Origin of the sequence: Eubacterium sp. AF17-7, assembly GCF_003461285.1 — a bacterium.
GTDB lineage: Bacteria > Bacillota > Clostridia > Lachnospirales > Lachnospiraceae > Eubacterium_U > Eubacterium_U album.
Genome location: NZ_QTWU01000007.1, coordinates 61,799 through 75,553 on the forward strand (window position 1 = coordinate 61,799; position 13,755 = coordinate 75,553).

At 49.4% G+C, this 13,755-nt stretch carries 16 protein-coding genes and 1 pseudogene; 14 read left to right on the top strand and 3 right to left on the bottom strand.

Annotation, left to right across the window (positions count from 1 at the left end):
* Position 1 precedes the first annotated feature (1 nt).
* Positions 2-1,651, top strand: a complete 1,650-nt coding sequence (locus DWW96_RS07950) for a recombinase family protein (protein ID WP_117910054.1) — start codon at positions 2-4, stop codon at positions 1,649-1,651.
* 66 nt (positions 1,652-1,717) lie between these two features.
* Here the strand turns inward: DWW96_RS07950 and DWW96_RS07955 are convergent, their stop codons facing one another.
* A complete protein-coding gene (locus DWW96_RS07955; RefSeq protein ID WP_117553122.1) occupies positions 1,718-1,924 on the bottom strand; it encodes a ribbon-helix-helix protein, CopG family in 207 nt (68 codons plus the stop codon).
* A 118-nt stretch (positions 1,925-2,042) separates the two neighbouring features.
* Here DWW96_RS07955 and DWW96_RS07960 point away from each other — a divergent pair, with 118 nt between their 5' ends.
* Complete coding sequence (locus DWW96_RS07960) at positions 2,043-2,321, top strand: DUF6809 family protein (RefSeq protein WP_117910055.1); 279 nt, start codon at positions 2,043-2,045, stop codon at positions 2,319-2,321.
* Positions 2,322-2,474: 153 nt separating this feature from the next.
* Here the strand turns inward: DWW96_RS07960 and DWW96_RS07965 are convergent, their stop codons facing one another.
* Positions 2,475-2,948, bottom strand: coding sequence for a murein transglycosylase (locus DWW96_RS07965; protein ID WP_117910056.1), 474 nt, complete (start codon positions 2,946-2,948; stop codon positions 2,475-2,477).
* Between the two features lie 139 nt (positions 2,949-3,087).
* Positions 3,088-3,393, bottom strand: coding sequence for a desmoglein-4 (locus DWW96_RS07970; protein WP_117910057.1), 306 nt, complete (start codon positions 3,391-3,393; stop codon positions 3,088-3,090).
* 200 nt (positions 3,394-3,593) lie between these two features.
* Between DWW96_RS07970 and DWW96_RS07975 the strand changes: the two are divergent.
* The 12 genes and pseudogenes from DWW96_RS07975 to DWW96_RS08030 all read left to right on the top strand — a co-directional run.
* A pseudogene (locus tag DWW96_RS07975) lies at positions 3,594-3,839 on the top strand (hypothetical protein); the annotation flags it as partial.
* A 216-nt stretch (positions 3,840-4,055) separates the two neighbouring features.
* Complete coding sequence (locus DWW96_RS07980) at positions 4,056-4,274, top strand: Maff2 family mobile element protein (RefSeq protein ID WP_003525154.1); 219 nt, start codon at positions 4,056-4,058, stop codon at positions 4,272-4,274.
* A 69-nt stretch (positions 4,275-4,343) separates the two neighbouring features.
* Complete coding sequence (locus DWW96_RS07985; protein ID WP_005335866.1) at positions 4,344-5,213, top strand: VirB6/TrbL-like conjugal transfer protein, CD1112 family; 870 nt, start codon at positions 4,344-4,346, stop codon at positions 5,211-5,213.
* 20 nt (positions 5,214-5,233) lie between these two features.
* Positions 5,234-5,689 (top strand): PrgI family protein, encoded by a 456-nt coding sequence (locus tag DWW96_RS07990; protein ID WP_117910058.1) that lies wholly within the window; start codon positions 5,234-5,236, stop codon positions 5,687-5,689.
* The gene (locus DWW96_RS07995) at positions 5,646-8,048 is read left to right on the top strand and encodes a VirB4-like conjugal transfer ATPase, CD1110 family (protein WP_117910059.1); all 2,403 of its coding nucleotides are present in this window, start codon (positions 5,646-5,648) and stop codon (positions 8,046-8,048) included. Before DWW96_RS07990 ends, DWW96_RS07995 begins: the two co-directional genes overlap by 44 nt.
* On the top strand, positions 8,045-8,428 hold the full coding sequence (locus DWW96_RS08000) for a DUF3851 domain-containing protein (RefSeq protein WP_009003364.1): 384 nt from the start codon (positions 8,045-8,047) through the stop codon (positions 8,426-8,428). Before DWW96_RS07995 ends, DWW96_RS08000 begins: the two co-directional genes overlap by 4 nt.
* Entirely contained in the window at positions 8,421-10,157 is a 1,737-nt protein-coding gene (locus tag DWW96_RS08005) for a CHAP domain-containing protein (RefSeq protein ID WP_117910060.1), read from the top strand. Before DWW96_RS08000 ends, DWW96_RS08005 begins: the two co-directional genes overlap by 8 nt.
* 28 nt (positions 10,158-10,185) lie before the next feature.
* Complete coding sequence (locus DWW96_RS08010) at positions 10,186-10,443, top strand: DUF4315 family protein (RefSeq protein ID WP_002576231.1); 258 nt, start codon at positions 10,186-10,188, stop codon at positions 10,441-10,443.
* Positions 10,433-11,185, top strand: coding sequence for a DUF4366 domain-containing protein (locus DWW96_RS08015; RefSeq protein ID WP_117910061.1), 753 nt, complete (start codon positions 10,433-10,435; stop codon positions 11,183-11,185). Before DWW96_RS08010 ends, DWW96_RS08015 begins: the two co-directional genes overlap by 11 nt.
* On the top strand, positions 11,182-11,385 hold the full coding sequence (locus tag DWW96_RS08020; RefSeq protein ID WP_009003368.1) for a hypothetical protein: 204 nt from the start codon (positions 11,182-11,184) through the stop codon (positions 11,383-11,385). The genes DWW96_RS08015 and DWW96_RS08020 overlap by 4 nt, the downstream gene beginning before the upstream one ends.
* A complete protein-coding gene (locus tag DWW96_RS08025; protein ID WP_117910062.1) occupies positions 11,372-13,480 on the top strand; it encodes a type IA DNA topoisomerase in 2,109 nt (702 codons plus the stop codon). The genes DWW96_RS08020 and DWW96_RS08025 overlap by 14 nt, the downstream gene beginning before the upstream one ends.
* Positions 13,477-13,755 carry an immunoglobulin gene (locus DWW96_RS08030; protein WP_117910063.1) on the top strand — a complete coding sequence of 93 codons (279 nt, stop codon included), beginning with the start codon at positions 13,477-13,479 and terminating at the stop codon, positions 13,753-13,755. The genes DWW96_RS08025 and DWW96_RS08030 overlap by 4 nt, the downstream gene beginning before the upstream one ends.

A 13,755-nucleotide genomic window follows, 5' to 3' on the forward strand; every position in this document is an offset into this window, starting at 1 on the left:
TATGAACAGGAATAAAAAAATAGTCAAAAAAATAACCGCCCTTTATTGCAGGATTTCCCTTGACGATGGCAACGCAAACGAGAGCATGAGTATTTCCAACCAGAAGCTCCTGCTCAAAGACTTTGCCGAAAAGAACGGTCTGCTCCCTTATGAATACTATGTAGATGATGGCTACACGGGGCGCAACTTCAACCGTCCTTCGTTTAAACGCATGATTGCCGACATCGAAGCTGGGAAGGTTGGCTGCGTCATTACCAAAGACCTTTCAAGGCTTGGCAGAAACTATATCGAAGCGGGCGGCTATATCGAAGTCTTTTTCCCAAAACACAATGTAAGATATATTGCCGTCACGGACGGCGTGGACAGCCTGACCCGTCAGGAAATGGACATCACGCCCTTTAAAAATATCCTGAATGATATGTACAGCCGGGATATTTCCAAAAAGGTGCTGGCTGGACGCATGACCCGTTCCCGTCAGGGTAAATTCTGCGGAGGTCAGCCGCCCCTTGGCTTGATGCGTGACCCGGCTGACCGAGGTCATCTGGTGCTTGACCCTCAAACAGCCCCCACAATCCGAAAGATATATGACCTTGCATTAAACGGCTGGGGCTGTATGCGGATTGCAAAACAGCTCATGGAAGAAAAAATCCCGATCACACGGGTAAAAAGCAATACGGACTGTGATGTCAACTATTATTCGTGGGGAAGCGCAAGAATCAGCCATATCCTTCGGAATCCTTTTTATAAGGGCGCACATCTGGTCTGCCGGACACATCAGAAAGGAATCCGCTCCGGCACCGTGGACATCATTCCCCGCAAGGAATGGGAAGTCATAGAAGGCTGCCATGAAGCCATTGTAAGCCCGGAGGATTGGGAGAAGGTGCAGGAACTGATTGACCGCCGCCCTCCCATCATGCAGGGGAATGCCTGCCCTTTTTACAACCTGTTTCACGGCATGGTTTACTGTGCCACCTGCGGCAAGTCCATGCAGGCTCGCTATGAGAAGGTCGGAAGGACGGGGAAAAACCGCTTCACCGGCAAGGAACGGGAGCCGATTGATAAGGCATATTATATCTGCCAGACCTATAACCGGCTGGGGAAGGACGCCTGCACCAGCCACAAGATAGAAGCGAGGGACTTATATAACCTTGTGTTGAAGGATATTCAGGAATTGGCAGAAATGGCGTTGAAGGATGCAGACGCTTTCTACCAGCGGCTGTGCAGCCGTATGGAACGGAGGTATTTGTCGGATGCTTCCGATATGGAGAAGGAACGGGAACGGCTGGAAAAGCGGAATCAGGAGATTGACGAAATGTTTTTAAACCTCTACACCGATAAGGCAAAAGGAATCCTGTCAGAGCAGCGTTTTCTAAAGCTGACGGCAGCGATGGAGAAGGAACAGGAGGAAAACCAGAGCCGCATCAAGGATTTGTCCCTTCTCCTGCACCGCTCTAACGAGCAGGAAAACGATGTACGAAGCTTTATCCGGGAAATCCGCCAATACGCAGCGATTCAGGAGCTGGACGAAACCGTATTGAACCGCCTTATCAGCCAGATTCTGGTAGGCGAAATAAACAAGGTTGATGGGGAAAAGGTTCAGGAAGTCAAAATCATTTATAACTTTGTCGGGGAAATACCGGCGGCACAATAACGACAGCAGCCCTTCTTCCATTCCGGGAGAAGGGTCTTTTTTCGGGCATGGAAAAAGCCGGGGCTTTTATTCTCCGGCTTCCGGGATAAATTCCAGATGTTCCAACGCATAGCGCAGAGCCATGCACATAAGTTCATTGCGGGAGCGGTCGCTTTTGGCTGACAGTTTATCAAATTCCTCCTGCAATTCCCTGTCTATCCGAAGCGTCATCACTACGGACTTATCTTCCTTTCTGTCCGGCTTCTTCTGCCTTACCACAAACTTATCTGCCACATTACACCTCCGTATTACAAATATGCAATCATTATAAACGATTTTGCTTGACTTTTATATATCACATGATAGAATACAAATATGTAATACACATTTATGATACAAGGAGGACAAAAGAATGAAAAGCGTATTGGAGCAGCTTTATGACGGGGAAATCTATCCAGCCGAACAGGTCAACGTCAGGACGGAGGGATACCAGCAAATGCGCCGGGAACATTACAGCCACTACGAGGATTTCATCGAACAGCTAAAAACGCTCAACCCGCCGCTTGACGAGCGTTTCATAGAGATTATGGACGAGCAGCTTGACGCACTCCCGCTTGAAACAGCAGAAACCTTTATTTTCGGTTTCCGGCTTGGGGCAAAGATTATACTGGAAGTGCTTGAGGACAGGTAAAAGAAATGAGAAAGACAGCCGTGGGTGGGAAGCGGCTGCCTTTTTTAGTAAACAAACGGTAAATTATGTGTTCCAATCAAAAACTAGAAAACCCTACATGATAAAGGCGGATTTGCTCTAGTCTTTTTATAATATTTACCTTCAAAAAAATAATCATTCAATCCCATCTGACGAAACTGAAACAGTTTCAGAAGTTAAAGCAAAAAGGAGAGGAATGTTATATTTGTATAATATGCCATTTTCATAATCTGATAACTGTATCAAAATTGTGTCTGTTCTTGTGGTTTCATCTTTAGGTATTGTGTAAGTGAACGAGTTTTTTTGTGTATTTGATACTGTTCCGTTCTCGGCAGATGCGGAATAACTCCACTCTGTTAAGTCTGTCGAAATAATAACAGTAACCTCCTTCTCTTTTCTAATTTCCAAAGATGTTTTGTCTATCTGTACATTAAATGGTGTAGAAGCTGATAAATCTGACAATACTTCAATATTTTCAAATTCGTCCATTGACACAGTATCTGCTTCAAGTGTGTGCGGTGGATTATTGCTTGTTGCTTTTTCTAAAGCACATCCAGATAAAAATAAACTTATAATTATACCGTAAAATAGATAAAACTTTTTTCGCACTTCAATACTCCTTTCAAAATAACAGAGGAAGTGAAATCATTAAACTACATTAAACAAAGCATTGAAAAGACCTACTAAAAATCTAGCAGTACAATCAATGCTTTGTTTTTTAATCATAGGGCATTAAAATTAGCACTTGTTAATTAGCATCTCTAGCATAACCTTTATTGCAGTTTGTGCATTTTCCATTGACCCAGTTATGTGTCATTTGAATCGTTTCCGTTTCATAGATAGTAGTGGCACCACACGTCAAACACTGACGGTAATTATACACATGACGTGTTGCGCACTTTTCCCAATCATCATATATACCCGGCATTTCATCTTCATACCCGTAATATCTGGGGCTGTCCCAGTTGTGGGTATGTGCTGCGAATACAGTCATCGGTGCAGCTACTATTCCAACAACCAATGAAAGTGTTAATACAATTTTTTTAAGTTTCATAGCTATCCTCCCTTTCAAATCCAAACAACTACTTACACAACTGATACGCTTTAATTATAACTAGAGATGTCAAAAAAATCAACAATTTTTTATTAAAAAATCATTTTTTTTTGGACATTGTGTAACAACTCGACCACGCCGGACTGTTACGTTTGAAAGGAGACTTGACTATTGAAATCGAATTTACCACTTGACAAGATGGCAAAGAGCTGATGAGCCAGGACGAGCTGGCAGTTATGGATGGCGGCAAGTGCATCTTGCAGTTGCGCGGTGTGCGTCCGTTTCTTTCAGACAAGTATGACATTACCAGACACCCTAATTTCAAATACACAGCTGATGCAGGCAAGCGAAATACCTTTGATATTGAAGCATTTTTGTCTGCCAGACTAAAACTCAAGCCTGATGAGGTCTGCGATGTATATGAAGTAGACACGGAGGGCGTGTAATACGGTTCCGCTGAGAAAGGAGTGATCGTATCTATTTGACGCAACTGCCTCTGTTGAGGCCATTGGCGTACAAAGCGGACAATCGCAAGAAAAATAATGAAAAAGGAGGACAGCCGGAATCATGCTCTCATAGATCGAGGGCAGATTGTTCCGGCTTTTGTGCGCTTATGAAACAAACCTAACTAATCATTCAAATGATTCCGGCTAATATTATTTATGGCATTTTTTGAACAGGCAATTACCGTTCTTCAGACTCTCGTTATCGCTCTGGGCGCTGGTCTTGGTATCTGGGGTGTCATCAACCTGTTGGAAGGTTACGGCAACGACAACCCTGGCGCAAAATCTCAGGGCATGAAGCAGCTCATGGCCGGCGCTGGTGTAGCCGTTGTTGGTATGGTTCTTGTACCTCTGCTCTCCGGGCTGTTCTCTGTCTAAGCGTTCCTGCATGAAATCCTTGCCGCTCCCGCAGCTTTGCGGGGGCGGCGGAAAGGAGGTTGACACCGTATGGATTTCTTACTTGAAGCCCTGACAAATTGGCTGAAAGAAATGCTGGTGGGCGGTATTATGAGCAACCTTTCGGGGATGTTTGACAGCGTAAACCAACAGGTCGCGGATATATCCGTACAGGTAGGACAGACCCCACAAGGATGGAATGGCAGTATTTTCAATATGATTGAGAATCTGTCAAACTCCATCATGGTGCCGATTGCAGGTGTGATCCTGGCTATCGTTATGACCGTAGACCTGATCCAGATGATTGCAGACAAGAACAACCTGCATGATGTGGATACCTGGATGATTTTCAAGTGGGTGTTCAAATCAGCTGCCGCCATCCTCATTGTCACAAACACATGGAATATCGTGATGGGCGTCTTTGATATGGCGCAGAGCGTGGTGGCGCAGGCGGCAGGGATTATCAATTCGGATGCGTCCATTGACATTTCCTCAGTTATGACCGATCTGGAACCGAGGCTGATGGAAATGGATTTGGGACCGCTGTTCGGACTGTGGTTCCAATCCCTCTTTATTGGCATTACCATGTGGGCGTTGTATATCTGTATCTTTATCGTTATTTATGGCCGTATGATCGAGATCTACCTTGTAACTTCGGTGGCTCCCGTTCCAATGGCTGCAATGATGGGCAAAGAATGGGGCGGTATGGGACAGAATTACCTCCGATCCCTGCTGGCACTGGGCTTTCAGGCGTTTCTCATTATCGTCTGCGTGGCAATTTATGCTGTGCTGGTGCAGAACATCGCTATGGAAGATGACATCATCATGGCAATCTGGAGCTGCGTGGGCTACACTGTACTGCTATGTTTTACGCTGTTCAAAACCGGCAGTCTCGCCAAATCAGTCTTTCAGGCGCACTAAAACGGAAGGAGGTTTCCACATTGGCTTATGTACCCGTACCCAAGGACTTAACAAAAGTCAAAACAAAGGTCATGTTCAATCTGACCAAGCGGCAGCTTATCTGCTTCACGGGCGGAGCGCTTATTGGCGTACCGCTTTTCTTTTTGCTCAGAAAACCTACCGGAAACAGTGTAGCGGCTATGTGTATGATGCTAGTTATGCTGCCCTTCTTTATGCTGGCTATGTACGAAAAGCATGGACAGCCCCTGGAAAAGATCGTGGGCAACATTCTCAAAGTAGCTGTGATCCGTCCAAAGCAGCGACCTTACCAGACCAACAACTTTTATGCCGTATTAAAGCGGCAGGAAATGCTCGATAAGGAGGTGTATGACATTGTTCACCGCAATAAAAAAATGGCTACATCGGATGTTCGGAAAAACCGAGGAAAAAACTGTGCAGCCGGTAAAGACAAAGAAAAAGCTGTCCCGCGCCGATAAGAAGCAGATCGAAGCGGCCATTGCCCGCGCTAACCGCACGGACAAAAAAGGAAAATCTGCGCAGGACAGTATCCCTTATGAACGGATGTGGCCGGACGGAATCTGCCGCGTATCGGACAGCCACTACACAAAGACCATCCAGTTTCAGGACATCAACTATCAGCTCTCCCAAAACGAAGATAAGACGGCAATCTTTGAGGGGTGGTGTGATTTCCTCAATTATTTTGACAGCTCGATTCATTTCCAGCTGTCTTTTTTGAACCTTGCGGCATCGGAGGAGACCTTTGCTAACTCCATTTCCATCCCGCCCCAGAGGGACGCCTTTGACAGTATCCGCGAGGAATACACCACAATGCTGCAAAATCAGCTGGCCAGAGGTAACAACGGTCTCATCAAGACCAAATACCTGACCTTTGGTATCGACGCGGACAGCATCAAAGCCGCCAAGCCCCGTCTGGAGCGTATTGAGACAGATATACTTAATAACTTCAAGCGTCTTGGTGTAGCTGCCAGAACGCTGGACGGTAAAGAAAGGCTTTTTCAGCTTCATGCGGTATTCCACATGGATGAACAACTCCCGTTTCAGTTTGAATGGGACTGGCTGGCTCCTTCTGGTCTGTCCACAAAGGATTTTATTGCACCAAGCTCCTTTGAGTTCCGCACCGGCAAGCAGTTCCGTATGGGTAAGAAATACGGAGCTGTTTCTTTTTTGCAGATCCTCGCACCGGAGCTGAATGACCGTCTGCTGGCTGATTTCCTGGATATGGAAAGCTCGCTCATTGTGAGTATGCACATTCAGTCGGTGGATCAGGTGAAAGCCATCAAAACGGTAAAGCGGAAGATTACCGACCTGGACCGCAGCAAGATCGAGGAACAGAAAAAAGCAGTCCGTGCCGGATACGACATGGACATCATTCCATCTGACCTTGCTACCTACGGCAGTGAAGCGAAAAAACTCTTGCAGGATTTGCAGAGCCGCAACGAGAGAATGTTCCTTTTGACCTTTCTGGTGCTGAACACAGCGGACAATCCCCGTCAACTTGGCAACAACATCTTTCAGGCAGGCTCTATTGCCCAGAAGTATAACTGTCAGCTGACCAGGCTGGACTTCCAGCAGGAAGAAGGGCTGATGAGTTGTCTGCCTCTGGGTCTCAATCAGATTGAGATTCAGCGAGGACTGACCACCAGTTCCACAGCTATCTTTGTGCCCTTTACTACGCAGGAACTGTTCCAGAACGGGAAAGAAGCTCTGTACTACGGCATCAATGCTCTGTCCAACAACCTCATCATGGTGGACAGAAAGCTGCTGAAAAACCCCAACGGCCTGATTCTGGGTACGCCGGGTTCCGGTAAGTCCTTCAGCGCAAAACGAGAAATTGCCAACTGCTTTTTGCTTACCAGTGATGATGTTATTATCTGTGACCCGGAAGCGGAGTACGCACCTCTTGTTGAGCGTCTGCATGGGCAGGTCATCAAGATCTCACCTACTTCAACCAACTATATCAATCCGATGGATCTGAATCTGGACTATTCGGATGATGAAAGCCCGCTGTCACTCAAGTCTGACTTTATCCTCAGCTTGTGTGAGCTGATCGTGGGCGGTAAGGAGGGCTTGCAGCCGGTGCAGAAAACCATTATTGACCGTTGTGTACGGCTGGTTTACAACGAATATCTCAATGACCCAAAGCCGGAGAATATGCCGATTTTGGAGGACCTTTATAACTTGCTGCGGGAGCAGGAAGAAAAAGAAGCTCAATACATTGCAACGGCATTGGAAATCTATGTAACGGGTTCTTTGAATGTGTTCAATCATCAGAGCAATGTGGACATTGATAACCGGATTGTCTGCTATGACATCAAGGAACTGGGCAAGCAGCTTAAAAAAATCGGTATGCTGGTGGTACAGGATCAGGTGTGGAACCGCGTTACCATCAACCGTGCCGCTCACAAGTCTACCCGCTACTACATCGACGAGATGCACCTGCTTTTGAAGGAGGAGCAGACCGCCGCCTATACGGTGGAAATCTGGAAGCGATTCAGAAAATGGGGCGGTATTCCGACAGGTATCACCCAGAATGTCAAAGACCTTTTGAGCAGCCGCGAGGTGGAAAATATCTTTGAAAATTCCGACTTCGTGTATATGCTCAACCAGGCAGGCGGAGACCGTCAGATCCTCGCCAAGCAGCTGGGGATTTCCACACACCAATTATCTTATGTGACCCACTCCGGTGAGGGCGAGGGCCTGCTGTTTTATGGCTCTACAATCCTGCCTTTCGTGGATCACTTCCCGAAGAATACCGAGCTTTACCGCATTATGACCACCAAACCCCAGGAACTGAAAAAGAAGGAGGATGAATGATGATGAACCCCAACATTTTGAATAAAAACCCGCTGATGTTTTTTGACAGGGCGGTAAATGCCCAGCGCAGCCAGTTGCTTACGGTCATGGCCGATGCGGTAAGTGAGTGCCGCACGGCGGCAGATCAGGCAGCCGAACTGAATGAGACCGGTCAGGTGGGGCTTCTCCGTCTGGCAGAGGTCTGGAGCGCCATTCGTGCTAAAGAAGGTATGGGCGGCCTGATTCTGGAAGGAACAGAGGCGAAGATCCTGTCCGATGTGGTGGCACAGTTTTATGCCTACCTGTCCGGCTGTATGTTCAACGATCCTGTGGGAATGGCCATTTATGCAGAGCTGCACTACATGATGTCCTCCCTCATGCTGGGAGAATGGTTTGAATAAAGAGCCGCGCCTGCGCTTTACTGATGAGGAACGGTCTGATCCTGCACTGGAAAAGCCGATCCGTAAAGCGGAGAAAGCTGCGGCCAGAGCAGATAAGGCGCAGGCCAATATCCCAAAGAAAAAGGTCAGGCAGACGGTCATTGACCCGGATACCGGAAAAAAGACCTCGAAGCTGACCTTTGAGGACAAGAAAAAGCCACCTTCCAAAGTTTCTCAAGGAGTCAGGGAAGCTCCCGTCCATCTGGTCGCAGGCAAGCTCCACAAAGAGATCCGGGAAACAGAGCAGGACAATGTGGGCGTGGAAAGCGCCCACAAGTCCGAGGAAGCGGTGGAGACCGGCGCTTATCTGGTGCGGGAGGGCTATCGCAGCCACAAGCTGAAGCCGTACCGCAAAGCAGCCCAGGCAGAGCGTCAACTGGAAAAGGCAAATGTAAATGTTCTGTACCAGAAATCTTTGCAGGAAAATCCCCAGTTTGCCAGCAACCCTCTTTCCCGCTGGCAGCAAAAGCAGGCCATCAAAAGACAGTATGCCGCCGCCAAACACGCCGGTCAGACTGCCGGAAATACCGCCCAGGCTGCATCTAAAACCGGAAAAGCCGCAAGGACGGTAAAAGAAAAGGTACAGCAGGCAGGGGCATTCGTCATGCGCCACAAGAAGGGTTTCCTGATGGCAGGGGTTTTGTTCCTCATTACCTGTATGCTGATGAATACCATGTCCTCCTGCTCCATGATGGCGCAGAGCATCGGTTCCGTTCTCTCCGGCACCACCTATCCGTCGGATGACCCGGAAATGCTGGCGGTGGAGGCAGATTATGCAGCCAGAGAAGTCCAGTTGCAGGAGGAAATCGACAACATTGAAAACAGCCACCCAGGGTATGACGAGTATCGCTATGACCTTGGTATGATCGGCCATGACCCTCATGAGCTGGCAGCATTTCTGTCTGCCGTCTTGCAAGGTTACACCCGGCAGAGCGCTCAGACAGAGCTGGCGCGTGTGTTTGCAGCACAGTATCAGCTGACGCTTACTGAGGAAGTGGAGATTCGCTACCGCACGGAGACCTCCACCGACCCGGAGACCGGCGAGACCACCTCAGAAGAAGTCCCCTATGAGTATTACATTTTGAATGTGAAACTCACCAGCAAGCCCATTTCCGCTGTGGCGTCGGAGTTACTGACCCCGGAGCAGATGGAAATGTATCAGGTTTACCGGCAGACCATGGGCAATAAGCCGCTGTTGTTTGGCGGTGGTTCCCCTGACATGAGCAATTCCGAGGACTTGACCGGTGTACAGTTTGTAAATGGAACCCGTCCCGGAAATCCGCAGTTGGTGGAGCTGGCCAAGCGTCAGGTCGGCAATGTGGGTGGCTATCCTTATTGGAGCTGGTATGGCTTTGACAGCCGCGTGGAGTGGTGCGCCTGCTTTGTATCCTGGTGTTATAACCAGGCTGGAAAAAGTGAGCCGCGCTTTGCAGGCTGTGAGTGGCAGGGCGTTCCGTGGTTCCAGTCTCATGGACAATGGGGTGCAAGAGGCTATAACAATCTGGCTCCCGGAGATGCAATTTTCTTTGATTGGGATTTAGATGGGACAGCGGACCATGTGGGTATCGTGATCGGTACGGATGGCAGCCGTGTTTATACGGTGGAGGGAAATTCCGGCGATGCCTGCAAGATCAAAAGTTATGACCTGAATTATCAAAGTATTAAGGGCTACGGCCTGATGAACTGGTAACAGACTTTGTGGAAAGGAGTGAACGGTTATGGCAAAAAACAAAATTGAACGTATCGACCAGGAAATTGAGAAAACCCGTGAGAAGATTGCGGAATATCAGGAAAAGCTCAAGACCCTGGAAGCACAGAAAACGGAGGCAGAGAATCTGGAAATCGTTCAGATGGTTCGTGCGTTACGCATGACTCCAGCACAGCTGAACGCTATGCTTTCCGGTGGAATGAACCACGGCAGAGATACGGCACTGTCGGAATCAAATAATCAGGAGGCTACCGCTTATGAAGAATAAAAGAATTTGCAAAACACTTTCCGCCATTTGCCTGACAATGGTTGTGGCATTTGGCTTTACGATCCCTGCTTTCGCACAGGGGTCAGAACAGGCTCCGGCGGCACCGGCAGAGGATTCTACCAATGACAGCAATGTGATTGTGGAAGAAACAGAACCGGCACCGGCACTTACACCGGAGGGGAATGCGGCATTGGTGGATGATTTTGGAGGCAATAAGCAGCTTATTACTGTTACGACCAAAGCTGGAAATTACTTTTACATCCTGATTGATAGGGCGAATGAGGACAAGGAGACTGCTGTTCACTTTCTGAATCAGGTGGACGATGCAGACCTTGCGGCGCTGATGGAAGATGGAAAAACCAAAGAGGAGATGCCTGCGGTATGCAGCTGTTCAACAAAATGTGAAGCAGGGGCAGTCAATACGGCCTGCCCGGTCTGCGCAACTGATAAGAGTAAATGTACGGGCAAAGCACCGGAACCTCCGGCAGAAACATCGGAGCCGGAAAAGGAGAAGCCTGCCGGATTGAACCCGGCTGCGCTGGTCCTTTTGCTGGCTCTGCTGGGAGGTGGTGGCGTATTTGCCTACTTGAAGCTCGTTAAGAACAAGCCTAAGACCAAGGGCAATGACAGTCTGGACGATTATGATTATGGCGAGGAATGGGAAACCGAGGATGAGGAGTCGGACGAGCCGGATGCTGACGGGGGCAGCACAGAAGAAGATGACGAGGACAGCGTGAAATGACCCGATTCACAGACAGTCCCTATGAACGCATGATGACACGCAGGCCGGAGGGCGGGAAGGAAACTTCCCGTCCTCCTTCTTTACCCCACAGCCACCCCTGCTATGGTTGCGGGAATTATGGAAGGCCCTGCGTAGGTATCTGTCACCGGGAAATGTCCCGATGGCTCAAAGAGAGGAGGAACCATCATGGCTCAACATAAATTGGTAATTGCCGAAAAACCATCGGTTGCCCAGAGTTTGGCGGCGGTGATCGGTGCAACCGTCCGTAAGGACGGGTATCTGGAGGGCAACGGCTGGCGTGTCAGCTGGTGCGTGGGCCATCTGGCCGGTCTTGCGGATGCAGACAGCTATGACCCCAAGTATGCCAAGTGGCGATATGATGACCTGCCTATTCTGCCGGAGTATTGGCAGATGGTGGTGGGAAAGGATAAGAAAAAGCAGTTTGATATTCTCAAAAAGCTGATGAATGCCCCGGATGTTTCGGAGGTGGTAAATGCCTGCGATGCCGGACGCGAGGGCGAGTTAATCTTCCGTAGCGTCTATGAGCTGGCAGGTTGCAAGAAGCCGATGAAAAGGCTCTGGATTTCTTCGATGGAGGACTCCGCCATAAGGGAAGGCTTTGCAAACCTGCGCCCCGGTGCGGATTATGACGGACTTCGGGATGCTGCCCTCTGCCGTGCCAAGGCCGACTGGCTGGTGGGGATCAATGCGACAAGGCTTTTTTCCGTGCTGTATCACCGAACCCTCAACATCGGGCGCGTGATGTCCCCGACGCTGGCGCTTATTGTTCAGCGAGAAGCTGAGATCGACACCTTTCAGTCGATTCCCTTTTATACCGTGGCGCTGGAGCTACCCGGTCTTACCGTATTCGGGGAGCGCATGGCGGATAAGGTTGCTGCTGAGCAGCTGAAAGAAGCCTGTCAGGGTGCAAATGTCACAATCAAAAAGGTGGAGTGCAAGGAAAAGTCCGAAAAGCCGCCTGCCCTCTATGACCTGACTACTCTGCAAAGAGATGCCAACCGCCTGCTTGGATTTACAGCCCAGCAGACCCTGGACTATCTGCAAAGCCTGTATGAAAAGAAGCTATGCACCTATCCCCGTACTGACAGCCGCTATCTGACTGGCGATATGGCAGACAGCCTGCCGGTGCTGGTGAACCTGGTTGCCAACGCCATGCCGTTTTGCAAAGAAATCGCCATTACCTGTGATCCGCATACGGTCATCAACGATAAGAAAGTAACTGACCACCACGCAGTAATCCCTACCAGAAATCTCAAGGATGCAGACCTTTCTGCCCTTCCTGCGGGAGAAAAAGCGGTGCTGGAGCTGGTGGCCCTGCGTCTGATGTGCGCCGTAGCCCAGCCCCATATCTATTCGGAAACCGTTGTGATTGCAGCGTGTGCCGGTGGGGAGTTTACCACAAAAGGAAAAACAGTGAAGCACCCCGGATGGAAAGCACTGGAGGACGCTTATCGTGCCAAAATGAAGGATACAGAGCCGAAAAAAGAGGGCGTAGAGAAAGCCCTGCCGGAGCTGACCGAAGGACAGACCCTTTCGGTTTCTGCGGCAATCGTCAAAGAAGGCAAAAGCAGTCCGCCTCAGCACTTTACGGAGGACACCCTATTGTCCGCGATGGAGACTGCTGGAAAAGAGGATATGCCGGAGGATGCCGAGCGAAAAGGTCTGGGTACACCGGCCACCCGTGCCGGTATTTTGGAAAAGCTGGTATCTGCCGGTTTTCTGGAACGAAAAAAGAGCAGGAAAACGGTGCAGCTTCTCCCTTCCCACGATGCAGTTTCCCTTATCACAGTCTTGCCGGAACAGCTGCAATCTCCGCTTTTGACTGCCGAGTGGGAGTACCGTCTGGGCGAGATCGAGCGCGGGCAGCTTGCCCCAGAGGAGTTTCTGGACGGGATCAGCACCATGCTGAAAGATCTGGTGGGGACTTATCAGGTCATCAAGGGAACTGAGTATCTGTTCACTCCGCCCCGTGAGGTGGTGGGCAAATGCCCTCGCTGCGGCGGTGAAGTTGCAGAACTGCAAAAAGGCTTCTTCTGTCAGAATGATTCTTGCAAATTTGCAATCTGGAAAAACAACAAATGGTGGTCTGCCAAGAAAAAACAGCCGACCAAGGCTGTGGTGTCTGCACTGCTTAACGATGGCCGTGTCCGTGTGACGGGCCTATATTCGGAGAAAACCGGAAAGACCTACGATGCCGCTGTGGTTTTGGAGGATGATGGACAGTACGCCAACTTCAAGCTGGAATTTGACCAGCGGAAAGGAGGCAGCCGATGAAGCTCTCTTTAGTGGAACGGGAAACCATTCTCCTCTATAACCAGGCAGAACCAATGGCTGAGGTCTACACCCACGATCCCCGTCTGATGGAGAAGCTGGATCTGCTGGCAAAAAAGCACCCCGACCAGATCACCCGAAAGGACGCCCATAACTTTACCGTCCCCAAGCGGTGTGTATCAGTCCGGGAGCCATATAGCGCAGAACGCCGCAAAGCCGCCAGTGAGCGTGCGAAAGCTGCCGGATACCAGCCCCCTGTGAGAAAGTCCAGCAGTTAA